This is a genomic window from Lelliottia sp. (genome assembly GCF_045627565.1).
Classification (GTDB): Bacteria; Pseudomonadota; Gammaproteobacteria; order Enterobacterales; family Enterobacteriaceae; genus Enterobacter.
Map to the genome: position 1 here is coordinate 25543 of NZ_JAZQNX010000035.1, position 25228 is coordinate 50770.

A 25228-nucleotide genomic window follows, 5' to 3' on the forward strand; every position below is an offset into this window, starting at 1 on the left:
TGTTAATCCTCTCGGGCAAAAAGTGCCTCAATAAAGTCGTCCGATTTAAACGGACGCAAATCCTCGATACGTTCGCCGACACCAATGTAGCGGATTGGAATACCGAACTGATCCGCCACGGAGAAGATCACTCCCCCTTTCGCGGTGCCGTCCAGTTTAGTCAGCGTAATGCCGGTCAGCCCTACCGCCTCATGGAACAGCTTCGCCTGGCTGATAGCGTTCTGCCCGGTGCTGGCGTCCAGCGTCAGCATAATTTCATGCGGCGCGTCTTCGTCCAGCTTCTTCATCACACGGACGATTTTTTTCAGTTCTTCCATCAGGTGCGATTTATTCTGCAAACGCCCTGCGGTATCGGCAATCAACACGTCCACGTTACGCGCCTTCGCCGCCTGAATGGCATCGAAGATAACCGACGCGGAATCTGCGCCCGTATGCTGCGCAATCACCGGGATGTCGTTACGCTGGCCCCAGACCTGGAGCTGCTCAACGGCCGCCGCACGGAAGGTATCGCCCGCCGCCAGCATGACCGATTTGCCCTGCTGCTCAAACTGACGCGCCATCTTACCGATCGTGGTGGTTTTACCCACGCCATTGACGCCGACCATCAGAATAACAAACGGTGTTTTGCCTTCAATATTAAGCGGTTCGTCAACTTTTGCGAGAATTTCGCCCATCTCGTCTTTCAGCAGACCGTACAGTGCCTCGGCATCGCGAAGCTGTTTACGGCTCGCGCCTTCGGTCAGACTGGCGATGATTTTACGGGTCGTCTCTACGCCGACATCCGCGATCAGCAGTTGCTCTTCCAGCTCTTCGAACAGATCATCGTCGATCTTTTTACCGCGGAACAGACTGATAAATCCGGAACCGAGATTTTCTTTCGTCTTCAGCAAGCTGCGTTTCAGGCGGGCGAAGAAACCTTCTTTGGTGGGTTTTTCCTGCTCCTGAACGATCTCTTCGACAGGCTCGTCCGCTTCCGCGACCGGAACAACGATTTCCGCTTCTTCTGCGGCAACCGCTGCCAGCGCCTGCGCTTCGAGCTCTTCGTCAGTAATTTCAGGTTCGTTGTCGGCCTCTTCAGCCGCCTTTTGTTCGACGAACGCGTCTTCAACCGTTTCGACAGCCTCAACGGTTTCGGCTTCTGCCTGCCACTCTTCCGGTAAAATTTCTTCGGCTTTCACCTCTTCCGGCAGCGGCAACTCTTCGTGTTCAACCACAGCGCGCGGGGTTTCTTCAACCACCGGCTCAACGAGCGCCTCGACTACAGGCTCTGCAACAGCCGGTTCGGCTTCAACAGGCTGCGGTTTTTCACTTTCCTGAACCTGCTCAGTGACCTCAACAACCTCTTCGGCGAAAGCTTCAGTCTCTTCTTTGCTGTGAGTCTGTTCTTCCGCTTCGACTATCGCCGCCGTTTCAACGGGCGTTTCTGGCTGTAATTGTTCTTCAACCGCCTGTTGCTCTTCGGTTTTCTGTTCTGTTTCTTGCTCTTTTTCACCAAAGCCCAACCAGGAAAAGAAGCCACGTTTTTTTTGTTTTGCCATCTGCGACTACACCCCTTGCGGTTAATTTCTGGCGCTATATACATGGAAGCTATAAAAATGATGAAATAGTCTAACACTTTACTTAATTGACATCACCGCCTGGAATCGCAGGCCAATTGTTAGCAGAGCTTTCCAGAAATGAAGAAAACAAACCGCCCGGCCGGACAAATTCGCATTATCGGCGGCCAGTGGCGTGGCCGTAAACTGCCTGTGCCCGATAGCCCAGGTCTGCGCCCCACGACCGATCGCGTCAGAGAAACGCTGTTTAACTGGCTGGCCCCATCGATGGTAGACGCGAAATGCCTGGATTGCTTCGCCGGAAGCGGTGCGCTGGGCCTCGAAGCCCTGTCGCGTTATGCCGCCAGCGCCACGCTGCTGGAGATGGAACGTGGCGTTGCGCAGCAATTACAGCAAAACCTCGCTACGCTCAAAGCAACGAATGCCAAGGTGGTCACGACCAACACGCTTGCGTTCCTCGCGCAGCCGGGCACGCCGCACGACGTGGTGTTTATCGATCCGCCGTTCCGTAAAGGGCTACTGGAAGAGACACTCACGCTGCTGGAAAATAACGGCTGGCTGGCGGATGACGCGCTGATTTACGTCGAAAGCGAAGTCGAAAATGGATTACCGCCGGTGCCCGTGGACTGGAACTTACATCGTGAACAGGTTGCCGGGCAGGTTGCCTATCGTCTATATCACCGTGAAGTACAAGGAGAGTCTCATGCCGATCCTGATTAACGTTGGGCGTTTGCTGATGGTGGGCGTTTGGGCGTTTCTGATCCTGAATCTGGTCCATCCGTTCCCGCGCCCGCTGAACATTTTCGTCAACGTGGCGCTCATATTCACCGCGTTTATGCATGCCCTGCAGATGGTGATGCTGAAAAACGGCTTACCGAAAGACAGCCCGCCGATGACGGGTTGGCAGCAGCTGCGCGTGTTTATTTTTGGCGTGTTCGAGCTGCTGGTGTGGATGAAAATGTTTAAGGCGCAGGTTAAGAAATAAGCGGCCTGATGCCCTCACCCTCTCCCACAGGGAGAGGGAAAATAAGAACACATCCGCATTGCCAGAAACCGCACCCTAACCCTCTCCCACGGGGAGAGGGAAAATAAGAACGCATCCGCATTGCCAGAAACCGCGCCCTAACTCTCTCCCACGGGGAGAGGGAAAATAAGAACGCATCCGCATTGCCAGAAACCGCGCCATAATCCTCGTCCCTTAGAAGGTCAGGGTAAGGGGAAACTACGGCTCCGCCGTAAACCCCTCAAACCGCGATCCCTTGTAACTCAGCGTCCCTTTCTCACCCACCGTGAGCTGATGATAGTGCTTTTCATCGACGCGAAAGGTCATCTCCAGCCCGCCGCTTTGCGGCTTAAAACTCACTTCATAACGCATCGCTGTGCCAGCAGGCGTCACCTGCTGCTGGCGAGAGCGTCGGTTATCGAGCGCTTTCTCGCGTTTGTTGCTCACCACCGCGCGTTTTTGCAGAAGCGGTGCAGCGTCGTTATCGGCCCTTTCGCGGCGCTGCTGCACAAAACGAAACGAGGCGGCAATCACAATGACCACCACCACGATAATCAAAAAAATCGGCATTTTGCTCATTGTTGAATCCCATCAGATTATGCGGAAATCAGGATACCTCGCCGGATCCGGCATTGCCAAACGCCCGCCCGCGTCACTACACTGAATCAGAGAATGTTTATTCAAAAATAACAGATACAGGGAGTTAATATGCTTTGGTCATTTATCGCTGTCTGTTTTTCCGCATGGCTCTACGTCGATGCGTCGTATCGCGGTCCCGTGTGGCAGCGCTGGTTGTTTAAGCCCGTCACGCTACTGCTGCTACTTTTGCTCGCCTGGCAGGCGCCAATGTTTAACGCGGTGAGTTATCTGGTGCTGGCTGGCCTGTGCGCCTCGCTCATTGGCGATGCGTTAACGCTACTCCCGCGTCAGCGCGTGTTATACGCCGTCGGGGCGTTTTTCCTCTCACATCTGCTTTACACCATCTATTTCGCCAGCCAGATGACGCTGTCCTTCTTCTGGCCGCTGCCGCTGATTTTGCTGGTAATTGGTGCGCTGCTGGTTGCGGTTGTCTGGACGCGCCTCGAAGAGATGCGCTGGCCGGTGTGTACGTTTATCGCCATGACGCTGGTGATGGTCTGGCTTGCCGGTGAACTGTGGTTCTTCCGCCCAACCGCACCTGCGATGTCGGCTTTCTTTGGCGCCACGCTGCTATTGCTGGGGAATATCGTCTGGCTGGGCAGCCATTATCGTCGTCGTTTCCGCGCGGATAACGCCATTGCAGCGGCTTGCTACTTCGGCGGCCACTTCCTGATCGTGCGTTCGCTGTATATCTAATAACGCTTGACTCTGGAGTCGACTCCAAAGTGTATGCTGCGGTTAATGAGAAAATTATCATTACCGGAGAGTGCCATGTCGACTCCAGACACATCTAAAAAAGTGCCGCAATTTTCGGCGCTCAAACTTAGCCCCGTCCCCGCGAAAGAAGATTGCTGCAGCGCAGGTACGTGTGACACACAAAGCGCTCCAGTACTGCCCGCCAGCGGTGAACGTTACACTTGGGTCGTCAACGGAATGGACTGCGCCGCCTGCGCCCGCAAAGTGGAAAACGCGGTAAAACAGGTCGCGGGCGTCAACCACGTCCAGGTCCTGTTCGCCACGGAAAAGCTGCTGATCAGTGCAGAAAATGACGTGAGCGCCGCCGTCGAAGCGGCAGTCACCCAAGCCGGGTATTCCCTCAGAGCCGAAGATGCGCCCGCCGAAAAAGTCTCTCCGCTGCGTGATAATCTGCCGCTCATCACCCTGATAGTCATGATGGCGTTAAGCTGGGGGCTGGAGCATTTCAATCATCCGTTAGGCAATCTGGCGTTTATCGCCGCCACGCTGGTGGGGCTGTTTCCGATAGCCCGTCAGGCGCTGCGCCTGATGAAAAGCGGAAGCTGGTTTGCAATTGAAACGCTGATGAGCATCGCGGCCATCGGCGCGCTGTTTATCGGCGCGACGGCAGAAGCCGCAATGGTCCTGCTGTTGTTTCTGGTGGGTGAACGCCTTGAAGGCTGGGCCGCGAGCCGCGCGCGTAAAGGCGTCAGCGCTTTAATGGCATTAAAACCCGAAACCGCCACGCGGGTATTCAACGGCGAGCGCCAGACCGTGGCCATCAACACGCTGCGTCCGGGCGATGTGATTGAAGTGGCTGCCGGAGGGCGTCTGCCTGCTGATGGCGCCTTAATCACCGCCACGGCGAGTTTTGATGAAAGCGCGCTGACCGGCGAATCCATTCCCGTCGAGCGCGCGACGGGCGAAAAAGTGCCTGCGGGTGCCACCAGCGTTGACCGTCTGGTGCAGCTCAGCGTGCTCTCCGAACCTGGCGAAAGCGCCATCGACCGCATTCTGAAACTCATTGAAGAAGCCGAAGAGCGCCGCGCACCCGTCGAGCGTTTTATTGACCGTTTCAGCCGAATTTACACCCCCGTGATTATGCTCATCGCCCTGCTGGTAACGATTATCCCGCCGCTGCTTTTCGCTGCCTCCTGGCAGGAGTGGATTTACAAAGGGCTGACGCTGCTGCTGATCGGTTGTCCGTGCGCACTGGTGATTTCGACGCCTGCGGCGATCACTTCCGGTCTGGCCGCTGCGGCACGCCGCGGGGCATTGATTAAAGGCGGCGCAGCGCTGGAACAGCTTAGCCAGATTCAGCTCGTCGCTTTCGATAAGACCGGCACGCTCACCGTGGGCAAACCGCAGGTCACCGGCGTTTATCCGCTTGAATCGACCGAGGACACCCTGCTGACGCTGGCCGCCGCCGTCGAACAAGGCTCCACTCACCCGCTGGCGCAGGCCATTGTGCGTGAGGCGCAGTCGCGCGGCTTAACCCTTCCGGCAGCCAGCGAGCAGCGTGCGCTGGTCGGTTCAGGAATCGAAGCCAATGTAGACGGCAAAAAAGTACTGATCACCGCCGCTGATAAATTCCCGTCGCAGGCGCTGAGCCAGCAAATTAGTGAGCTGGAACAGGCCGGGCAGACCGTCATCATTGTGGCCGTAGACGGCGTCGAAAAAGGCATTCTGGCGCTGCGCGATACGCTGCGTGACGATGCCAAAGAGGCCGTTGCTGCGCTACATCAACTGGGTATTCAGGGTGTGATCCTGACGGGGGATAATCCACGCGCCGCTGCCGCTATTGCCAATGAGCTGGGCCTTGAATTCAAAGCCGGATTATTGCCTGCCGATAAAGTGCAGGCCGTCACCGAGCTCAACGGTCGGGCACCGCTGGCGATGGTGGGCGATGGCATTAACGACGCTCCGGCGATGAAAGCCTCGACCATCGGGATCGCGATGGGTAGCGGCACCGACGTGGCGCTGGAAACCGCCGATGCCGCGCTGACTCATAACCGTCTGACCGGGCTGGCGCAGATGATCGGCCTGGCGCGCGCGACGCGTGCCAATATCCGCCAGAACATTGGCATTGCGCTGGGGCTGAAAGGGATTTTCCTTGTCACCACGCTGCTGGGCATCACCGGACTGTGGCTGGCCGTGCTGGCAGATACCGGTGCGACGGTGCTGGTGACGGCAAATGCGCTGAGGCTGTTGCGAAAGAAATAGAGCGGCCTGATGCCCACACCCCGGCCCTCCCCCACGGGGAGAGGGAGAAACACTCAAACGGCAACCGAAGTTGCCGTTTTCTTTATCTTGTGCAGTCTGAGGCCCTCTCCCACGGGGAGAGGGGGAAAAGACTCACACAGCAACCGAAGTTGCTGTTTTTTTTACCTTGTCACTGCATCCCCAGAACCCCCGGTAGCCACAATGATATCGCCGGGATATACGTCACCATCCCCAGCACCACCAGCAGCATGGCGTAAAACGGCAACATCGCGCGTATTACGGTTTCGATGCGCTGTTTACTCACTGCGCTGGCGACAAACAGCACCGAGCCAACCGGCGGCGTAATCAGTCCGATCCCCAGATTGACCATCATGATCATCCCGAAGTGCACCGGATCGATACCCAGCGAGTTGGTCACCGGCAAGAGTACTGGCGTCAAAATCAGGATCAGCGGCGCCATGTCCATCAGCGTGCCAATCAGCAGCAGCATGATGTTGAGGTACATCAGGATCACGTACTTGTTATCCGACAGCGATGTAAAGAACTCGGTGATCCGCATCGGCAGTTGCATGTAGGTCATCACCGCGCCAAACGCTGCCGCAAAGCCAATCAGGATCATCACGATCGTGACCGTTTTCACCGTGCGACACATCAGTTTCGGCAGCTCTTTCCACTTGTAATCGCGATAGATAAACATGGTGACGAAAAACGCCCACAGACAAGCGACTGCCGCCGATTCTGTCGCGGTGAATATGCCGGACAAAATTCCGCCCAGAATGATCACCACCGTCAACAACCCCCACAGCGCATCGAAGAAAATCTTCACCGCCTGCTTAAACGGGATTTTTTCACCTTTCGGGTAGCCGCGTTTGTGCGCAAAACCCAGACACAAAATCATCAGGCTAAACCCGAGCAATAACCCTGGTAGTACGCCTGCGATAAACAGCGTGGCGATCGACACCGTACCGCCCGCCGCCAGCGAGTAAATCACCGAGTTATGGCTGGGCGGAATCAAAATCGCCTGCACCGATCCGCTGGCCGTCACCGCGGCGGCGTACTCGCGCGGATACCCCTTTTTCTCCATTTCGGGGATCATCACGCTGCCGATTGACGCGGTATCCGCCACCGATGAACCGGAAATCGCGCCGAAAAACGTCGATGCGACGATATTGACCAGCGACAGTCCGCCGCGAATGAAGCCGACGAAAATGTACGCGAAATTCACCAGCCGTCGCGCAATGCCCCCTTCCGCCATGATCGCGCCCGCCAGGATAAAGAATGGGATCGCCAGCAGCGTGAATTTATTCACCCCGCTGGTAATCTGGATCATCAACGCTTCCAGCGGCAGGTCAATCCATAGCGCACCCGCAACCGCACTTAGCCCGACGGCGAAGGCCACCGGCATCCCCAGCGCCAACAAAATGGCGAGGGTGAATAACAAAATAAACGCATCCATTGTTCACCCCTTAACTGTGGTTACCGATCAACACGACCGGACGGTTTTCCTGCGAGCCAAACAGCAAACGCTCGATGACAAACAGAATCAGAATGGCCGAACCTACCGGCAACGGCAGATAGCTTTCACCCGACGTGAGGATGGGGAACTCTGCGACGGGCTGCTCCCACAGTTCGATACACAGCAGCAGGCTGTACCAGAAGATCAGTGCGGAAATCAGCAGCATCAGCAGATCCACTACCCTGGCGCACAGGTTTTTGAGCATGTCGGGCAAGCGATCGGTGAGCATATTCACGGCGATATGCGACCCGGCGCGGTACCCCACCGCCGCACCGATAAAGGTGAAAGTCACCATGCAAATAATCGCGATCGGTTCCGGCCAGGATTCCCCGCGATTGAGCACATAGCGCGAGAAAATGCCGATAGGGATAACAATCGTCATGACCAGCAGCGACACGCCCGCGACGGCCATGGCGAACAGGTACAGGCGGTCCATCCACTTCAGGTAGAGTTCGGACATACGTCCTCCACGAACACGTTTGGGTTTACTTGACGTCCGCGATGGCCTGCATCAGTTCCTTGTGCTTGTCGCCGTACTGCGCGCGCACCGGTTCTGTCGCTTTGATAAACACCGCTTTGTCGATATCGTGGAATTGCACGCCGCCCGCTTTCATTTTATCCAGCGCCTGCTGGTTGTAAGCGTCCCAGAGTTTGCGCTGTTCAAATTGCGCTTCACGGGCCAGGGTTTTGATTTTCTGCTGCTCGTCAGCGCTGAGTTTGTCCCATTTCACTTTGGAGTACAGGAGCATTTCCGGCGTGATGAAGTGACCGCTGAGGGTGTAGTTTTTGGCAACCGGCATGTAGTTATGCGCCACAAAGGTTGGCGGATTGTTTTCCGCGCCGTCGATCACCCCGGTTTGCATCCCGCTATAGACTTCGCTGACGCCCATCGCCACCGAGTTGGCCCCCATCGCTTTCAAGGTTGCCAGTGCGACCGGGCTGCCCTGCACGCGGATTTTCTTGCCCTTCAGGTCTTCTGGTTTGACGATCGGTTCTTTGGTGATCAGATTACGCGTGCCGGAGTCCATCCAGCCCAGAAACACCAGGCGCGACTTCGGGTTAGCCGTGAGTTTTTCGCCAATCTCTTTGCCGATATCACCGTCGATCACCTTGTGCATATGGTCTTCATCGCGGAACACGTAGGGCAGTGTGAACACTTCGATATCCGGCAAAATCGCCGCAACAGGTGCCATTGAGACGCGAATGATATCGATAGCGCCCATCTGCGCCTGCTCAATCATTTGCTTTTCATCGCCCAGGACACCGCCAGGGAAGACTTTGATCTCCAGCTTGCCATCGGTTTGTTGGTTGAGTTTTTCACCCATATTTTGCACGGCCACCACGTTTGGGTAGCCTTCAGGGTGAACATCAGCAGCTTTAATCGTTTGCGCTGCCGCCGTGGTGGCGAACAGCAGTGACGCGGTGGACAGGCACAAAGAGGCCAGTAACGGCTTGAGGGTCGTTTTCATCGGGTCAACTCCAGGGTAGTGAGATAAGCGTTAAAACGTTGTTTTAGTTTTACGCTTAAAAATTAGACTACGTCCTGGAAAGCGGAGGTGAAGCAACTCACAAAAGCGATAAGTTTTGAAACGATGGTTTGAAATCGTAGATTCGATCACGCGCCTTTGCGTAAAAGATAGCGATACGGCAGCGCTTCGGTCTCTTGTGCGATCAGCTCATGTTCCATAAAAGTACAGAAACCGGGGATATCGCGCGTGGTCGCCGGATCGTCGGCAATGATTAAAAGCGTTTCGCCGGTTTGCATCGTGCGCACGGTTTTACGCACCATCATAACAGGCTCCGGGCAGCGAAGGCCCTGGGCATCAAGGGTGTGGTCTGGAGTGGAAAACAGGTCGGTCATCATCGCCTCAATCATCTAAAAACGGCTGTAGTTTACGCCGCGTTTTTGGCAAAGCAAACCAGGTTAACGATTGCGTGAAAATTAGCCATTGCAATGTGTTGTCAAAGCAGTATTATGCGGCCGGTTCAGAATCTGGACCATCAGGCGTGGCTGTTGAAGCCTAAGGTGTCAGATTCAAATTGGGTTCCCTCACCCCAAACATTAATCAAAAAGGTCACAATATGACGCAGTTCTCTCAATCGCAGCGCGTAAAAGCGTTGTTCTGGCTATCGCTTTTTCATCTGCTGGTGATTACCTCCAGCAACTATCTGGTGCAGCTCCCGATCTCCATTTTTGGTTTTCATACCACCTGGGGCGCGTTCAGTTTTCCGTTTATTTTCCTCGCGACTGATTTAACCGTGCGTATTTTTGGCGCGCCGCTGGCCCGACGCATTATTTTTGCGGTGATGCTGCCTGCGCTGTTCGTGTCGTATGGGATTTCATCACTTTTTTATATGGGAAGCTGGCAAGGTTTCGAGGCGCTGTTGCACTTCAACCTGTTCGTCGCCCGTATCGCCGCCGCGAGCTTTATGGCCTACGCGCTGGGACAGATTCTTGACGTCCATGTGTTTAACCGTCTGCGTCAAAACCATCGCTGGTGGATGGCGCCAACTGCCTCCACGCTGTTCGGTAATGTGAGCGACACGCTGGCCTTCTTCTTTATTGCTTTCTGGCGCAGCCCCGATGCGTTTATGGCTCAGCACTGGATGGAAATCGCGCTGGTAGATTACGGCTTCAAAGTGCTTATCAGCATCGTATTCTTCCTGCCGATGTACGGCGTTCTGTTGAATATGCTGCTGAAAAGATTCGCAGATAAATCTGAAATCACCGCATTGCAGGCTGGTTAAACGTTCGCTTTATCAGTTGTGATAAGATGGATGAATGAGCCGTTATGGCCGTTTATCGAAAGGAAGAAGTTAATGCGCAATCTGGTTAAATATGTCGGGATTGGCCTGCTGGTTGTGGGTCTTGCGGCCTGTGATAACAGCGACACCAAAACACCTGTTCAGGGCGCGGCCGCAGAAAGTAATGCGACCGGCCAGGCGGTCGAGCTGATGGAGGGCAAACTCAGTTTCGCCCTGCCAGCAGATATGACCGATCAGAGCGGTAAGCTGGGAACGCAGGCGAACAATATGCACGTCTATTCCGATGCTACCGGACAGAAAGCCGTGATTGTGATTGTGGGCGACGACTCCAACGAAGATCTGGCCGTGCTGGCGAAGCGTCTGGAAGATCAGCAGCGTAGCCGTGACCCGCAGCTCCAGGTCGTGACCAACAAGTCTATCGAACTGAAAGGCCACACTCTGCAACAGCTGGACAGCATCATCTCCGCGAAGGGCCAGACCGCTTACTCTTCTGTGGTGCTCGGTAAAGTTGACGGCAAACTGCTGACCCTGCAGATCACGCTGCCAGCAGACGATCAGCAGAAAGCACAAACCACGGCTGAAAACATCATCAATACCATCGTCATCAAGTAACGTTTGATGAGGATTCAACGGCCTCCGGCGTTTGCGTCGGGGGCCGTTTTTTTAAGCGCCACGTCAGCAGTAATGCCGCACCCACCAGCCCCGCCGCCGCCAGATAAATCACCGGGACGCCCGCCCACGCCATGAGCAACCCTGCCAGCGGCCCGGTCACACCCAACGACATATCCATAAACACCGTATAGGTCGCCAGCGCCGATCCCTGATTTTGCTGCGGCACCGCTTTAACCGCCACCACGCCCAGCGCCGGAAAGACCAATGAAAACCCTGCCCCCGCGAGGAACACGCCAATCTTCGCTACCCACGGCTCGTCGGCGATCCCGGTCAGCAGCAGGCCGATAATCTCAACGGCGAAGCAAATCATCGCCACGTTCAGGCCGCCCAGACGGTTGATGCCGTTCGGGAACAGCAGACGCGCCCCGACAAACGCGCAGCTAAACAGTGTCAGCGCGAACGCCGCACCGTCCCAGCCTTTGGCGTCGTAGAACAGCGTGATAAAGGTGGCGATCACGCCGAAACCGGCGGAGGCCAGCGCCAGCGCCATGCCATACGGCCAGACGCGCCCGAGTACGGCGCGAAACGGCAGCGGCTTACCTTTCGTGGCTTTGACTTTCGGTCGTGGAATCGCCAGCAAAATAGCAATAAACGCGACGGCCATAATGGTCAGAGCCAGGCCGTGCAGCCCGCCCCACGCATAGCACAGCACGCCAAGCGGTGCGCCGAGCGCCATCGCGCCGTAAGTCACGATCCCGTTCCACGAAATCACGCGGCCAATGTGCGCGTTACCGACGACGCCCACGCCCCACAGCGTTGAGCCGGTTCCCGCCAGGCTTTGACCTATCCCCAGAATCACGCGGCCAAGGCACAGCAGTGCCAGACTCATTATCGGCCAGCCGCTGGTGGTGGCCGCCAGCAAATAGCTCAGGCCGCTTAGGAAACAGCCGCATAGCCCGACAACGACAATACTTTTTGGCCCAAACAGGTCAGCATATCGCCCCGACTGTGGACGGCTCAACAGCGTGGCGAAATATTGCAGGCTGATCACCAGCCCCGCCCAGAAGGCGCTGTATCCCATCACGTCGTGAACGTAGCCGGGCAAAACCGCCAGCGGCAGACCGATAGTGAGATAGCTGGCGAAATTAAACATGACAACAGAAACAATGCGCAGATTGAGGCGCAATCCGCTCAGTGCCGGTTCGGCGGCAGGTACGGGCATGACTTTCTACCTGGATTTTTGCAACAGTGTTTCACTATTACCACGTCACGCAGTGAAAATCAGCCGCGAATTTCAGATTAACAGCCTCAAGCGAAGCGCATCGCAGGCACTACACTTAACGGGCACACAACATAAGGAATCAGCATGACATCCGCTCAGCCCGATAAAACGGGTCTCCATATTCTGTTAAAACTCGCCTGTCTGGTGGTGATCCTCGCAGGGATCCACGCCGCAGCCGACATTATTGTTCAACTTTTACTGGCGCTCTTTTTCGCTATTGTTCTCAATCCTTTAGTCACCTGGTTTATCCGTCGAGGCATCAAACGGCCGGTGGCGATCACCATCGTTGTCCTGGTCATGCTGATCGTGCTGACTGCGCTGGTCGGCGTGCTGGCGGCATCGCTCAGTGAATTTTCTACGATGCTCCCCAAATACAACAAAGAGCTGACCCGCAAGGCGCTGGAATTACAGGAGATGTTGCCGTTCCTCAATCTTCACATGTCACCTGAGCGTATGTTGCAACGTATGGATTCAGAAAAAATCATGACCTTCGCCACCACGCTCATGACCGGGCTTTCTGGCGCGATGGCCAGCATTTTGCTGCTGGTGATGACGGTGGTCTTTATGCTGTTTGAGGTGCGCCATGTCCCGTACAAGCTACGCTTTGCGCTGAACAATCCGCAAATACATATTGCGGGCCTGCACCGTGCGCTGAAAGGCGTATCCAAATATCTGGCGCTGAAAACGCTACTGAGCCTGTGGACCGGCGTGATTGTGTGGCTGGGGTTGACGCTGATGGGCGTACAGTTCGCGCTGATGTGGGGCGTGCTGGCGTTTCTGCTGAACTACGTGCCCAATATCGGCGCGGTGCTTTCCGCCGTGCCGCCAATGATCCAGGCGTTTCTGTTCAATGGTATTTACGAATGTATGCTGGTCGGCGCGCTGTTCCTGGTGGTGCATATGATATTGGGCAATATTTTAGAACCACGCATGATGGGCCACCGCCTGGGCATGTCAACGATGGTCGTCTTCCTGTCATTATTAATCTGGGGATGGCTACTCGGCCCGGTCGGGATGCTGCTTTCCGTACCGCTCACCAGCGTCTGTAAAATATGGATGGAAACCACCAAAGGCGGTGGAAAACTGGCGATTCTTCTTGGACCAGGACGACCCAAAAGCCGGCTTCCGGGCTAATTACTCATTCGTAAACCTACCAACCGGGGTAGGTTTACGTTATTTCTCAGCTCTATAGAATATGTGCCGCTTTTAAAAGATATAAGCTATTGTTGGTTCTACGTAACAACCCTTCAGGCAATTACTATATATCGAGAGTTGTTTACATTGCCATCACGTTAATTAAACTCAAATTAACAATAGCAAAAATAAATTAAACCCACCGATCGTCACCATAATAATTTAAATTTACCTTAAGAATTATATTGTGTGAATGTCCCTGGCAAAAATCATTATTATTGATACGGAGTTGTTGATGAAAAAGATTGTTAAATGGTGTACTGCCTTTGCCATTATGGGCGCACTGGCTGGCTGTGCTCGTACTGCCCCTGTCGACCAGATTCACTCTACCGTGAGCACGGGTCATACGGCTGAACAGGTGAAATCAGCGATTTTGAAAGCAGGTCACCAGCGTCAGTGGATTATGTCTGAAGCAGGTCCAGGCGTCATTAAAGGCCGTTTGCAGGCACGCGATCACTCAGCGGACATCCGTATTCCTTACTCTGCGACCAGCTACTCAATCAACTACGAAAGCAGCCTGAACCTGAAAGCAAGCGATGGCAAAATCCACAAAAATTATAATCGTTGGGTGCATAACCTCGATAAAGATATCCAGCTCAACCTTTCCGCCCCGCAGTAAATTCCTCTAAAGTCGGGCCATCATTGGCCCGATAATCTATTCATCTGACCAGTCAAAGGTTACGCAATAATGTACGAAACGGACTCACTTAGCGCGCTGGATGCCATTACCGAAGCGCAACGTATCGCTTTTGCTCCAATGTTGTTTCAAACCGCGCTTTGTCTGCGTAACTCAGGCGTTCTCGCCTGGCTGGATAAAAAGGGAAAACAAGGCGCCAGCCTTGAGGAAATCGTCGAAAATAGCACTCTGAATGAGTACGGCGTTAGCGTGCTGTTGGATATGGGATTAAGCGGACGTATCGTTACCCATAAAGAGGGACAGTATTACCTGGCCAAAGTGGGTCATTTTCTCCTGCACGACACCATGACCCGCGTAAATATGGATTTCACCCAGGACGTTTGTTACCAGGGATTATTCCACCTTGCTGATTCTCTTAAAGAGGAAAAGCCCACTGGGTTAACCGTATTTGGAGAATGGCCGACCATTTATCCGGCATTATCGCAATTACCCGCTCAGGCAAAAGAGAGCTGGTTTGCTTTTGATCATTACTATTCTGACGCCGCATTTGATGCAGCTCTGCCATATATATTCGCAAGCTCGCCGACAAAATTGTACGATGTCGGCGGAAATACAGGAAAATGGGCTTTACAGTGTTGTCGATATGATGAAAATGTCGCAATTACAATCCTTGACCTCCCGCAGCAAATAGCGCTGGCACAAGAAAATATCGCAAATGCAGGTTTATCTCATCGCATTGGGTTCCATGCTGTAGATATGCTTAGCCACGCGGCGCTGCCAGGCGATGCCGATGTGTGGTGGATGAGCCAGTTCCTGGACTGTTTCTCACCCGATCAGATTGTTACCATGCTGCGTAAAGTTGCTCAGGAAATGAAGCCTGGCGCTCGCCTGTGCATTATGGAACTGTTCTGGGATGCACAGAAATTCGAAGCGGCATCCTTTAGCCTGAACGCCACATCGCTCTATTTCACCTGTATGGCGAATGGCAACAGCCGCTTCTATAGCGTAGAAAAATTTTATCACTACCTGGAGACAGCAGGTTTCCAGGTAGAGCAACGACACGACAATCTTGGGTTAGGTCATACCTTACTGATTTGTCAGAAAAACGAACACTAAATCGCTGAATGACCCTGACGATATATCGCGGACACGCGTAGATGAAATTTGCATTAAACATTATCGACTGGCAAGCACGAGCGCCAGGCCTCAGCGATGCCACACAGTGGCAGGCATGGTCGCGCGAGTCGCTGGCCATCGATCCCGCTGCGCCGCAGGCAAAACTCACTGCGTTGCCGATGATGACCGCGCGTCGCCTAAATTCTGGCAGTAAACTGGCCGTCGATTGCGGTCTGTCGATGCTGCGCAAACACACCATCGACGCGGTTGTGTATACCAGCCGCCACGGCGAGCTGGAACGCAACTACCGCATTCTGCATGCGCTGGCGACAGACCAGGCGGTATCACCGACGGATTTCGCCATGTCGGTGCACAACTCTGCTGTCGGGAATCTCACTATCGCGGCACGCCAGCCGATCGTTTCCTCTTCCCTTTCTGCCGGGCTAGACACTTTCCAGCAGGGTTTATGCGAAGTATTAAGCCTTTTGCACGCAGGCTATTCCCGCGTATTACTTGTCGATTTCGACGGCGCGCTGCCCGATTTTTATCATCCTTATTTACCGCCTCATATGCCGACATGGCCGTATGCGCTAGCGCTGGTGATTGAGGCGGGCGACATGCTGCGCTGCGAAACGCAAACCGGAAGTGATGGCGAAGAGCCACCGCTGCCGCAAAGTCTAATGTTCCTGCAACACTATCTGCGCGATGAGCCAACGTTTGTCGTTTCCGGCGAACGTTTACTATGGCAGTGGTCCCGCGGATGAAAAGTTTAACTTCCGCGATCAACCGTGCCTGGCGTCTGGTGATGACCGGATTGTGCTTTGCGCTTTTTGGCGCAGGCGGTCTGCTGCTGTCACTGGTCTGGTTCAACCTGCTGCTGGTGGTACAACGAGATCGTGCAAAACGCCGCCGTCTGGCGCGCCGCAGCATTTCACTCAGCTTCCGCTTCTTCTTAACCGTCACTCGCATGACGGGCGTGCTGGATTATCGCATCGATAATCTTGACGCGCTGCGTAGCGAACGCGGATGCCTGGTGGTGGCCAACCATCCCACGTTGATTGATTACGTTATTCTCGCTTCTGTAATGCCCGAAACCGACTGCATGGTGAAAAGCGCCCTGTTGCGTAATCCGTTCGTCAGCGGCGTGATCCGCGCGGCGGATTACCTGATCAACAGCGAGGCTGAACCACTATTAACTGCCTGCAAACAGCGGCTGGCGCAGGGCGATACGATTTTGATTTTCCCGGAAGGCACGCGCACGCGCGTTGGAGAAGCCATCACGCTTCAGCGCGGCGCGGCGAATATCGCTGTGCGTTGCGGCAGCGATCTGCGGATGGTACTGATCCACTGCTCCGAGAAAATGCTCGATAAGCAAAGCCAGTGGTATGACATACCGCCGCGCAAACCCTTTTTCACCGTGGATGTTCGTGAGCGACTCGATATTCACGATTTTTACGATGCGACAGAACAAGAACCGGCGCTGGCCGCAAGGCAGCTAAACCGGCATCTTCAGCATCGCTTAACATCAGGTCTTCAAACTTTGTCAGGAATTAATGATGCAAGCGCTTTATCTTGAAATTAAAAATCTTATTATCTCTACGCTAAATCTGGACGAACTGACCGCAGACGATATCGACGCGGATGCGGCGCTGTTTGGCGATGGTCTGGGCCTCGATTCTATCGATGCGCTGGAACTGGGTCTGGCAGTCAAAAACCAATATGGCGTAGTGCTTTCTGCGGAAAGCGAAGAGATGCGTCAGCATTTTTATTCCGTCGCCACGCTGGCATCATTTATCCATGCCCAACGCGCCTGAGAACGAATACGCTATGACAGAACAAGAAACCATTTATCAGGAAGTCTCCGGGCTGCTGACCAAACTTTTTGAAATCGCCCCGGAAGATATCTCCCCCGAAGCACGTCTGTATGAAGATCTGGAGCTGGACAGTATCGACGCCGTCGACATGATTGTTCACCTGCAAAAGAAAACAGGCAAAAAAATCAAACCTGAAACCTTCAAAGCAGTGCGTACCGTTCAGGACGTAGTGGACGCTGTAGAACAGCTTCTGCGCGAAGAGTAAGACGCCATGCGTGGCGGACGATCTTTTCCGGCGATCCCGCTGCTAACGGGGTTGATGCTGCTCGCCTGGCCGTTTCTGATCGGCTTTGGGCTGACGCATAACAGCCTGCACTGGTTGCTGCCGCTGATGGCGCTGTTGCTGGTGTGCCGCCTGCGCCAGGCGCGGAACAATGCCGGTCCGATGCGCTTTGTGGTACAGAGCGTAGCGTTGGCGGGTATCGCGCTGTGCACGGCAAGCTATCTGCTGAAAGCGCACCAGTGGCTGCTGCTTTATCCCGTGGTCGTGAATCTGGTCATGCTGGCCGTATTTGGCGGTTCGCTATGGACGTCAATGCCGCTGGTCGAACGACTGGCGCGTCTGCGTGAGCCGAATTTGCCGCCTGAAGGCGTTCGCTATACGCGCAACGTGACCCGCGTTTGGTGCATCTTTTTCATTGTTAATGGCTCCATCGCGCTATTTACCGTGGTGAAAGGCGACATGCAGCTCTGGACGCTATGGAACGGCATGATTGCTTACATCCTGATGGGTACGCTGATGGCAACCGAGTGGCTGATCCGCCAACGGGTGATGAAAAAAAGTGAAGCACAATGAATAATCCCCTTCCGCTGAGCGAGTGGCTAAACGCCCCGCGCCCGAACGATACGCCTGTCGCCTGGCTTGACGACCACATCTGGACGCTCGGACAGCTCCGGCATGACGTCTCGGCGCTGACACAGACATTGCGTCAGCAGGACGGCGAGCGCTGGGCGCTGTGCTTCGAAAATAGCTATCTCTTTATTGTCGCGCTTCTGGCGTCGCTGCACGCGGGCAAAACGCCGGTGATCCCCGGCCACAGCCGCGTATCGCTCCTCGAAGAACAACAGGCACTGTTTTGTGGGGTTTTGAGCGATCAGACGCTGAATTATCCTGGACGCCTGTTTGTGGTGAATTCCGCCCGCCGCTGCGTTGAAGGGTTTGTACCGTTGCCCCCTATCGCCACATCCAGCTTTGTCGAGCTGTTCACCTCCGGCTCAACCGGATCGCCACGGCGCATTGTGAAGCCTATTGCGAGCCTCGATCGCGAAGCCGTAATGCTGGCAACCCGTTTTGGTGAGCGCCTCAACGGCTGTCGCGTTGTCGCCTCGGTTGTGCCACAGCACTTGTATGGTTTGACGTTCCGCATCTTTTTACCGATGTCTCTCGGTCTGCCATTACACGCCGCGATGCTCTATTACGCCGAACAACTGGCCGCATTACCGCATGACCATCGCTACATTTTTATCAGCAGTCCGGCGTTTCTGAAGCGCCTCGATACGCAGCTTTCCCCGCCACCGGTGGCCATGCTGCTTTCCGCTGGCGGCATGCTGCCGTGGGATGAAGTCACCGCCACGCATCGCTGGATGAACGTCTGGCCGGACGAAATTTACGGCAGCACCGAAACGGGGGTTCTTGCCTGGCGGCATCATCAGCAAGAGTCGATACCCTGGTTGCCCTTTCCCGGCGTAGCTTTCCGCCTCGAAGGCGAAACCTGTCGCGTGACGTCACCGCTGATCCACCAGGCAGAGGGTCTGTTGCTCGACGATATTCTGCACTTCGATGACAACGGCCTGTTCAGCATTGCCGGTCGTCGTGGCCGCGTGGTGAAAATCGAAGAAAAACGCATTTCGCTAACGGAAATCGAACAGCGCCTGCTGGAGCTGGATGGCATACGTGAAGCGGCTGCACTGCCCGTTGCGCGCGGCGGCCGTCAGGGTATCGGCGTATTACTGGTGCTGAGTGACGATGCGCGTCAGCGGATACGCGAACAGGGTAACAAAGCGCAGGAATTTGCCTGGCGTCGTGCCCTGCTGCCGTGGCTCGAACCGGTCGCCGTGCCGCGTTACTGGCGCATCATTGATGAAATGCCGGTCAACAGTATGAATAAGCGTGTCTATGCGCAGTTACAGGAGTTATTTCATGAAAATCCATGAAATCGAGCGCCACCAGGCACAGCCGCACAATCTGGAAATTGTTCTGCATCTCGATCCGGCGCTGTTTTGGTTCCAGGGTCATTTCGCCGTGCAGCCGCTGCTGCCAGGTGTGGCACAGCTCGATTGGGTCATGCATTACGCCGCCACGCTGCTGGCACCAGATTACCGTTTTCACAGCATTCAGAATGTGAAGTTTCAGGCGCCGCTGTTGCCCGATAACATTGTGACGCTCACGCTGAACTGGAATGCCGAGCGGCAGATTTTGACGTTTAGCTATCAGCGCCACGACGGTCTGGAACGCCACACCGCCAGCAGCGGGAAAATCCGTTTATGTCGTTAACGTTCCGCCCCTGCGTGGTGATCCCCTGCTACAACCACGGGGCGATGATGGCAAATGTGTTATCGCGTCTTGCCCCCTTCGGCCTGCCGTGCCTGATTGTGGATGACGGCAGCGATGAAGGAACACGTCTGGAGCTGGAGCGTCTTGCCGCCGAACAACCGCAGGTCACGCTTATCCGGCTGGCCGAAAACGCCGGAAAAGGCACGGCAGTAATCCGTGGGCTGGAAGAGTCGGCTCACGCGGGCTTTACCCATGCGGTGCAGGTGGATGCCGACGGCCAACACGCGATTGAAGATATCCCGAAGTTGCTGGCGCTGGCAGAGCGCCATCCGGAGGCGCTCATTTCCGGCCAGCCGATTTATGACGATTCCATTCCACGTTCGCGCCTGTATGGCCGCTGGGTCACCCATTTCTGGGTGTGGATCGAAACATTATCGCTCCAGTTAAAAGACAGCATGTGCGGGTTCCGCGTCTATCCCGTCGCCCCTACGCTGCAACTGGCTGAGCGCGTGACGCTCGGCAAACGAATGGATTTTGATACAGAAGTGATGGTGCGGCTCTACTGGCAAGGCAATACCAGCCATTTTCTGCCGACGCGCGTGACGTATCCCCTCGACGGCCTATCGCATTTCGACGCGCTGAAAGATAACGTGCGCATCTCCCTGATGCACACCCGCTTGTTCTTCGGCATGTTGCCGCGCATTCCTGCTCTTCTGATGCGTCGGCGCCAGCAGCACTGGGCGCAGCAGCAAGAAGTGAAAGGTCTGTGGGGTATGCGGCTAATGCTGCGCGTCTGGCAACTGCCAGGACGCCGCGCGTTTGGTCTCCTGCTATGGCCCGTTATCGGCGTCTACTGGCTGACTGCACGTCCGGCACGCAATGCGTCACAGCAGTGGATTGAGCGTGTGAAGCGGGTGCTGGCACAGCGCCAATTGCCCGCGCCGCCACGCCTTAACAGCTTTTTCCACTTTATGCGTTTTGGCTATTCGATGCTGGATAAAGTCGCCAGCTGGCGCGGTGAGCTGAAACTCAATCGGGATGTGGTGTTCGCCCCCGGCGCGCGTGAAGCGCTGGACGCTGATGCGCCACAAGGAAAATTACTGCTGGCTTCGCATCTTGGCGATGTAGAAGCTTGCCGCGCCATGGCGCAGTTGGATGGCGGCAAGGTGATTAACGCGCTGGTATTTAGCGAAAACGCCCCGCGTTTTAAGCAAATCATGGAAGAGATGGCGCCTGACGCAGGCCTTAACCTGATGCCCGTCACGGATATCGGTCCGGACACAGCAATCGCCCTGAAAGAAAAACTCGATCGCGGCGAATGGGTAGCGATTGTCGGCGATCGCATCGCGGTCAAACCGCAGCGCGGCGGCGACTGGCGCGTCATCTGGAGCGAATTTATGGGCCAGCCCGCACCGTTCCCTCAGGGGCCGTTTATTCTCGCGTCGATTCTGCGCTGCCCGGTGCTGCTGATTTTCGCCCTGCGCCAGCAGGACAAACTACACATTCACTGTGAGCCGTTTGCCGACCCGCTGATTTTACCGCGCGGTGAACGCCAGCAAGCGCTGCAGCGTACCGTCGATCGCTATGCCGAACGGCTGGAGCATTACGCGCTGATGTCGCCGCTCGACTGGTTTAATTTTTTCGATTTCTGGCATCTGCCGGATGCCAAAGAGAAGGAGTAAAGGGTGCTGACCGATCCCCGTTTTACGACCGAAGTAGAACTCACCGTACCGTTTCATGACGTCGATATGATGGGCGTGGTGTGGCATGGCAACTATTTTCGCTACTTTGAGATTGCCCGCGAGGCGCTGCTGAATCAATTTAATTACGGCTATCGCCAGATGAAAGAGTCTGGCTACGTCTGGCCAGTGGTCGACACGCGCGTGAAATATCGCGACGCGGTGACCTTTGAGCAACGTATCCGCGTGCGAGCGCATATCGAAGAGTTTGAAAACCGCCTGCGCATCGCTTACCAGATATTCGACGCAGAAAGCGGAAAACGCACCACCACCGGCTACACCATTCAGGTAGCGGTTGAAGAAGCAAGCCGCGAACTGTGCTTTGTCAGTCCGGCGATTTTGTTTGAACGTATGGGAGTGACGCCATGAAATGGTTGCCATTGCTTGCCCTGCTGGTCAGTCCGCTGGTTAGCGCCGTGACGCTGGATGAACTTCAGCAGCGCTTCACTGAACAGCCCGTGGTGCGTGCGCACTTTGAACAGACGCGCACCATTAAAGATCTGCCGCAGCCGCTACGCTCGCAGGGCGACATGCTGATCGCCCGCGACAGTGGTTTACTGTGGGATCAGAAAGCGCCCTTTCCAATGACGCTGCTGCTGGATGACAAACGGATGGTGCAGGTGATCAACGGCCAGCCGCCACAAACGATTACTGCCGAAAATAATCCGCAGATGTTCCAGTTTAACCATCTGCTGCGCGCCCTGTTCCAGGCGGATCGCAAAGTGCTGGAAGAGAATTTCCGCATCGATTTTAAGGATCTCGGCGCTGGACGCTGGTCGCTGGTGTTAACACCGACGACCACGCCACTGGACAAAATTTTCGCCACCCTGAATCTGGGCGGTGCGACCTATCTGGAATCAATCCAGCTCAACGACAAGCAGGGCGATCGCACGGATATCGCACTTTCCCAACATCAACTGACGCCCGCCAGCCTGACTCATGACGAACGCCAACGCTTTGCCGCACCGTAAATCGTTGCGCCCGGCGCTACTGTGGGGCGTGCTGTGCCTGGTGATGCTGGGCGTGTTGCTGTCGCTGCTGCCTGGCGCGCGCCTTAACAGCAGCGTGCTGGCGATGCTGCCAAAACAGACGCTCGGGGCGATCCCTCCGGCGCTCAACGACGGCTTTATGCAGCGTCTCGACCGCCAGTTGGTCTGGCTAGTCAGCCCCGGGAAAGAGCCGGATCCGCGTGTGGCGCAGCAGTGGCTGACGCTGCTGCAAAAATCGGCTTCGCTGAAGGAAGTCAAAGGCCCGATGGACGCCGCCGGGCAAAAAGCCTGGGGCGAATTTTTCTGGCAGCACCGAAACGGGCTGATCGACACCGCCACCCGTGCACGTCTGCAAAACGGCGGCGAGGCACAAGCCCAGTGGATTTTGTCGCAGCTCTATTCGGCGTTTTCTGGCGTGAGCGGGAAAGAGTTGCAAAACGATCCGCTGATGCTGATGCGCGGCTCGCAGCTCGCACTTGCGCAAAACAGCCAAAAATTACGTCTGATGGATGGCTGGCTCGTGACCAAAGACGATACCGGAAACTACTGGTATCTGCTGCACGGGGAGTTGGTCGGCGAGTCGTTCGATATGCAGCAAACTCATCGACTCGTGACAACGCTTCACGGTCTTCAGGATCGGTTGAAAACGGACTATCCACAGGCACAATTGCTGTCGCGCGGTACCGTTTTTTACAGCGATTACGCCAGTCAGCAGGCCAAACAGGATATTTCCACGCTCGGTGTGGCCACCATTTTGGGCGTGATTTTACTCATCGTGCTGGTGTTTCGCTCTCTGCGCCCCCTGCTGTTGTGCCTGATTTCCATCGGCATCGGCGCGCTGGCGGGGACCGTCGCCACGCTGATGATTTTCGGTGAGCTGCACCTGATGACGCTGGTAATGAGCATGAGCATTATCGGTATTTCCGCCGATTACACGCTCTATTATCTAACCGAACGGATGGTTCACGGCGCGCAGGATTCGCCCTGGCAAAGTCTGGCAAAAGTGCGCAATGCCCTGCTGCTGGCGCTGTTAACCACCGTGGCGGCGTATCTGATTATGATGCTGGCACCCTTCCCGGGCATTCGCCAGATGGCGGTGTTTGCCGCCGTGGGGCTGAGCGCTTCATGTCTGACGGTGATTTTCTGGCATCCGTGGCTGTGTCGTGGCTTGCCGGTGCGTCCGGTTCCCGCAATGGTGCTGATGCTGCGCTGGCTGGCGGCATGGCGGCGCAATAAAAAAGTGTCTGTTGGCCTGCCGGTACTGCTGGCGCTGGTGTCCGTTATCGGCTTAGCAAATCTGCGCGTGGATGACGATATCGCTCAGTTGCAGGCGTTACCGAAAGATATTCTGGCGCAGGAAAAAACCATTACGGCCCTGACGGGACAAAGCGTCGATCAGAAATGGTTTGTGGTGCATGGCGCGTCGGCGCAGCAGACGCTGGAACGGCTCGAAGCCTTTATACCTGCACTGGCGCAATTGCAAAAAAGCGGCGACATCAAAACTTACCGCACCCTACCGCTTAACTCACTGTCGCAACAAAAAAGCGATCTGGCGCTGCTGCAAAACGCCACGCCAGCGGTGACAAACGTGCTGAAAAACGCTGGAGTGGCGAGCGTATCGCCGGATCTGAACCCAATGCCGGTGACGGTCAACGACTGGCTCGCCAGCCCGGCCAGCGAAGGCTGGCGTCTGCTGTGGCTAACGCTGCCCAATGGTGAAAGTGGCGTGCTGGTTCCGGTGGACGGCGCAAAAAACAGCGCGGCGTTAAGCAAGCTGGCAGCCAAAAACCCGGGCGTGGTATGGGTCGATCGTAAAGCCAGTTTTGATAGCCTGTTCTCGCTCTATCGCACGGTACTGACCGGCCTGCTGCTGGTTGCACTGGTGGTGATCGCCTGCGGTGCCATGCTGCGCCTCGGCTGGCGCAAAGGGCTGGTAAGCCTGGTGCCTTCCGTACTGTCGCTCGGCTGCGGCCTTGCTGCACTGGCCGCAAGTGGTCATCCGGTTAATTTGTTCTCGCTGCTGGCTCTCGTGCTGGTGTTGGGGATTGGCATCAACTACACCCTGTTCTTCAGCAATCCACGCGGTACGCCGCTAACGTCAATGCTGGCGATTACGTTGGCAATGATGACCACGCTGTTGACCCTTGGCATGCTGGTGTTCAGTGCCACCCAGGCGATCAGCAGCTTTGGTATTGTGCTGGTGAGCGGCATTTTCACCGCCTTCCTGCTGGCACCGCTGGCGATGCCGGCTAAAAAAGAGAGAAAACGATGATGACCCATTTTTGCCGTGCCGCCGCGCTGATTGCGGCGCTGCTGCTGGCTGGCTGTAGCCACTCCACGCAAAACACCGACGGTAAGCGTCCGCAGGCCTGGCTGCAGCCTGGTACCCAAGTCACGCTGCCTGCGCCTGGAATTACCCCTGCGGTGAATTCTCAGCAACTGCTGACGGGGCGTTTTAACGGCCAGACCCAGTCGCTGCTGGTGATGCTCAACGCCGACGCGCATAAAATCACGCTAGCCGGATTATCATCCGTCGGGATCCGCCTGTTCCTCGCCACCTATGACGAAAACGGCATTCGTACTGAGCAGTCGATTATCGTGCCGCAGTTGCCGCCCGCCAGCCAGGTGCTGGCCGACGTGATGCTGAGCCATTGGCCAATTAGCGCCTGGCAGCCGCAATTGCCGAAGGGCTGGACGCTCAAAGACATCGGCGATCGCCGTGAGCTACGCAATGCCAACGGTAAACTGGTGACAGAAATCGTCTATCTGCAACGCAAAGGCAAGCGCGAGCCGATCAGCATCGAACAGCACGTTTTTAACTATCACATCACCATTCAATATCTGGGTGACTAA

28 protein-coding genes are annotated in these 25228 nt (G+C 55.6%); 21 read left to right on the forward strand and 7 right to left on the reverse strand.

Translation table 11 applies throughout. The features are described 5' to 3' along the window. Positions 1 to 2 precede the first annotated feature (2 nt). Complete coding sequence (gene ftsY / locus ACKI5T_RS17290; RefSeq protein WP_407439034.1) at positions 3 to 1538, reverse strand: signal recognition particle-docking protein FtsY; 1536 nt, start codon at positions 1536 to 1538, stop codon at positions 3 to 5. A 138-nt stretch (positions 1539 to 1676) separates the two neighbouring features. Between ftsY and rsmD the strand changes: the two genes are divergently transcribed. Together rsmD and ACKI5T_RS17300 are read left to right on the forward strand one after the other, a co-directional pair. After that, positions 1677 to 2276, forward strand: a complete 600-nt coding sequence (gene rsmD / locus ACKI5T_RS17295) for a 16S rRNA (guanine(966)-N(2))-methyltransferase (RefSeq protein WP_407439036.1) — start codon at positions 1677 to 1679, stop codon at positions 2274 to 2276. After that, entirely contained in the window at positions 2260 to 2541 is a 282-nt protein-coding gene (locus ACKI5T_RS17300; RefSeq protein WP_407439038.1) for a DUF1145 family protein, read from the forward strand. Before rsmD ends, ACKI5T_RS17300 begins: the two co-directional genes overlap by 17 nt. Before the next feature lie 237 nt (positions 2542 to 2778). Here the strand turns inward: ACKI5T_RS17300 and ACKI5T_RS17305 are convergent, their stop codons facing one another. Then, on the reverse strand, positions 2779 to 3138 hold the full coding sequence (locus ACKI5T_RS17305; RefSeq protein WP_407439040.1) for a DUF2500 domain-containing protein: 360 nt from the start codon (positions 3136 to 3138) through the stop codon (positions 2779 to 2781). Between the two features lie 129 nt (positions 3139 to 3267). On the opposite strand from ACKI5T_RS17305, the gene ACKI5T_RS17310 reads away from it, so the two are divergent. Beyond that, positions 3268 to 3894: a lysoplasmalogenase gene (locus tag ACKI5T_RS17310; protein WP_235134237.1), complete on the forward strand. Its 627-nt coding sequence runs from the start codon at positions 3268 to 3270 to the stop codon at positions 3892 to 3894. A 75-nt stretch (positions 3895 to 3969) separates the two neighbouring features. Next, positions 3970 to 6156 (forward strand): Zn(II)/Cd(II)/Pb(II) translocating P-type ATPase ZntA, encoded by a 2187-nt coding sequence (zntA, locus tag ACKI5T_RS17315; RefSeq protein WP_407439042.1) that lies wholly within the window; start codon positions 3970 to 3972, stop codon positions 6154 to 6156. A gap of 169 nt (positions 6157 to 6325) precedes the next feature. On the opposite strand, the gene ACKI5T_RS17320 is transcribed toward zntA, so the two are convergent. The 4 genes from ACKI5T_RS17320 to tusA all read right to left on the reverse strand — a co-directional run bounded on the left by ACKI5T_RS17320 (position 6326) and on the right by tusA (position 9533). Continuing rightward, positions 6326 to 7612, reverse strand: coding sequence for a TRAP transporter large permease (locus ACKI5T_RS17320; protein WP_407439044.1), 1287 nt, complete (start codon positions 7610 to 7612; stop codon positions 6326 to 6328). Positions 7613 to 7622: 10 nt separating this feature from the next. Then, on the reverse strand, positions 7623 to 8132 hold the full coding sequence (locus ACKI5T_RS17325) for a TRAP transporter small permease (protein WP_186753671.1): 510 nt from the start codon (positions 8130 to 8132) through the stop codon (positions 7623 to 7625). 25 nt (positions 8133 to 8157) lie between these two features. Next, positions 8158 to 9141, reverse strand: a complete 984-nt coding sequence (locus ACKI5T_RS17330; RefSeq protein WP_186753669.1) for a TRAP transporter substrate-binding protein — start codon at positions 9139 to 9141, stop codon at positions 8158 to 8160. 146 nt (positions 9142 to 9287) lie between these two features. Further along, positions 9288 to 9533: a sulfurtransferase TusA gene (gene tusA, locus ACKI5T_RS17335; RefSeq protein ID WP_015960837.1), complete on the reverse strand. Its 246-nt coding sequence runs from the start codon at positions 9531 to 9533 to the stop codon at positions 9288 to 9290. Between the two features lie 221 nt (positions 9534 to 9754). On the opposite strand from tusA, the gene ACKI5T_RS17340 reads away from it, so the two are divergent. Continuing rightward, complete coding sequence (locus tag ACKI5T_RS17340; protein ID WP_407439047.1) at positions 9755 to 10420, forward strand: 7-cyano-7-deazaguanine/7-aminomethyl-7-deazaguanine transporter; 666 nt, start codon at positions 9755 to 9757, stop codon at positions 10418 to 10420. Positions 10421 to 10492: 72 nt separating this feature from the next. Next, positions 10493 to 11050: a DcrB family lipoprotein gene (locus ACKI5T_RS17345; protein ID WP_407439049.1), complete on the forward strand. Its 558-nt coding sequence runs from the start codon at positions 10493 to 10495 to the stop codon at positions 11048 to 11050. On the opposite strand, the gene ACKI5T_RS17350 is transcribed toward ACKI5T_RS17345, so the two are convergent. Next, entirely contained in the window at positions 11043 to 12272 is a 1230-nt protein-coding gene (locus ACKI5T_RS17350) for an MFS transporter (RefSeq protein ID WP_407439051.1), read from the reverse strand. The genes ACKI5T_RS17345 and ACKI5T_RS17350 overlap by 8 nt on opposite strands. 144 nt (positions 12273 to 12416) lie before the next feature. On the opposite strand from ACKI5T_RS17350, the gene ACKI5T_RS17355 reads away from it, so the two are divergent. From ACKI5T_RS17355 to ACKI5T_RS17425, 15 genes are all read left to right on the forward strand, one after another. Continuing rightward, positions 12417 to 13466 carry an AI-2E family transporter gene (locus tag ACKI5T_RS17355; RefSeq protein WP_015960841.1) on the forward strand — a complete coding sequence of 350 codons (1050 nt, stop codon included), beginning with the start codon at positions 12417 to 12419 and terminating at the stop codon, positions 13464 to 13466. 295 nt (positions 13467 to 13761) lie between these two features. Further along, on the forward strand, positions 13762 to 14145 hold the full coding sequence (locus ACKI5T_RS17360; RefSeq protein ID WP_015960842.1) for a hypothetical protein: 384 nt from the start codon (positions 13762 to 13764) through the stop codon (positions 14143 to 14145). 69 nt (positions 14146 to 14214) lie between these two features. Beyond that, complete coding sequence (locus tag ACKI5T_RS17365; RefSeq protein WP_407439053.1) at positions 14215 to 15279, forward strand: methyltransferase; 1065 nt, start codon at positions 14215 to 14217, stop codon at positions 15277 to 15279. A gap of 41 nt (positions 15280 to 15320) precedes the next feature. After that, positions 15321 to 16043 carry a beta-ketoacyl synthase chain length factor gene (locus ACKI5T_RS17370; RefSeq protein WP_407439055.1) on the forward strand — a complete coding sequence of 241 codons (723 nt, stop codon included), beginning with the start codon at positions 15321 to 15323 and terminating at the stop codon, positions 16041 to 16043. Then, positions 16040 to 16855: a lysophospholipid acyltransferase family protein gene (locus tag ACKI5T_RS17375; RefSeq protein WP_407439057.1), complete on the forward strand. Its 816-nt coding sequence runs from the start codon at positions 16040 to 16042 to the stop codon at positions 16853 to 16855. The genes ACKI5T_RS17370 and ACKI5T_RS17375 overlap by 4 nt, the downstream gene beginning before the upstream one ends. Beyond that, positions 16836 to 17093 (forward strand): phosphopantetheine-binding protein, encoded by a 258-nt coding sequence (locus ACKI5T_RS17380; RefSeq protein WP_041689551.1) that lies wholly within the window; start codon positions 16836 to 16838, stop codon positions 17091 to 17093. Before ACKI5T_RS17375 ends, ACKI5T_RS17380 begins: the two co-directional genes overlap by 20 nt. Before the next feature lie 13 nt (positions 17094 to 17106). Further along, positions 17107 to 17358, forward strand: coding sequence for an acyl carrier protein (locus ACKI5T_RS17385; protein WP_041689730.1), 252 nt, complete (start codon positions 17107 to 17109; stop codon positions 17356 to 17358). Positions 17359 to 17364: 6 nt separating this feature from the next. Beyond that, positions 17365 to 17949: a hypothetical protein gene (locus ACKI5T_RS17390; RefSeq protein WP_407439059.1), complete on the forward strand. Its 585-nt coding sequence runs from the start codon at positions 17365 to 17367 to the stop codon at positions 17947 to 17949. Beyond that, the gene (locus ACKI5T_RS17395; protein WP_407439061.1) at positions 17946 to 19307 is read left to right on the forward strand and encodes an AMP-dependent synthetase; all 1362 of its coding nucleotides are present in this window, start codon (positions 17946 to 17948) and stop codon (positions 19305 to 19307) included. The genes ACKI5T_RS17390 and ACKI5T_RS17395 overlap by 4 nt, the downstream gene beginning before the upstream one ends. Further along, positions 19294 to 19647 carry a hydroxymyristoyl-ACP dehydratase gene (locus tag ACKI5T_RS17400; protein ID WP_407439063.1) on the forward strand — a complete coding sequence of 118 codons (354 nt, stop codon included), beginning with the start codon at positions 19294 to 19296 and terminating at the stop codon, positions 19645 to 19647. The genes ACKI5T_RS17395 and ACKI5T_RS17400 overlap by 14 nt, the downstream gene beginning before the upstream one ends. Then, positions 19638 to 21329: a glycosyltransferase gene (locus ACKI5T_RS17405; RefSeq protein ID WP_407439064.1), complete on the forward strand. Its 1692-nt coding sequence runs from the start codon at positions 19638 to 19640 to the stop codon at positions 21327 to 21329. The genes ACKI5T_RS17400 and ACKI5T_RS17405 overlap by 10 nt, the downstream gene beginning before the upstream one ends. 3 nt (positions 21330 to 21332) lie before the next feature. Beyond that, the gene (locus tag ACKI5T_RS17410; RefSeq protein ID WP_407439065.1) at positions 21333 to 21755 is read left to right on the forward strand and encodes an acyl-CoA thioesterase; all 423 of its coding nucleotides are present in this window, start codon (positions 21333 to 21335) and stop codon (positions 21753 to 21755) included. Further along, complete coding sequence (locus ACKI5T_RS17415) at positions 21752 to 22357, forward strand: LolA family protein (RefSeq protein ID WP_407439067.1); 606 nt, start codon at positions 21752 to 21754, stop codon at positions 22355 to 22357. The genes ACKI5T_RS17410 and ACKI5T_RS17415 overlap by 4 nt, the downstream gene beginning before the upstream one ends. Beyond that, on the forward strand, positions 22326 to 24647 hold the full coding sequence (locus ACKI5T_RS17420) for an MMPL family transporter (RefSeq protein ID WP_407439069.1): 2322 nt from the start codon (positions 22326 to 22328) through the stop codon (positions 24645 to 24647). The genes ACKI5T_RS17415 and ACKI5T_RS17420 overlap by 32 nt, the downstream gene beginning before the upstream one ends. Further along, on the forward strand, positions 24647 to 25228 hold the full coding sequence (locus tag ACKI5T_RS17425; RefSeq protein WP_407439139.1) for a DUF3261 domain-containing protein: 582 nt from the start codon (positions 24647 to 24649) through the stop codon (positions 25226 to 25228). The genes ACKI5T_RS17420 and ACKI5T_RS17425 overlap by 1 nt, the downstream gene beginning before the upstream one ends.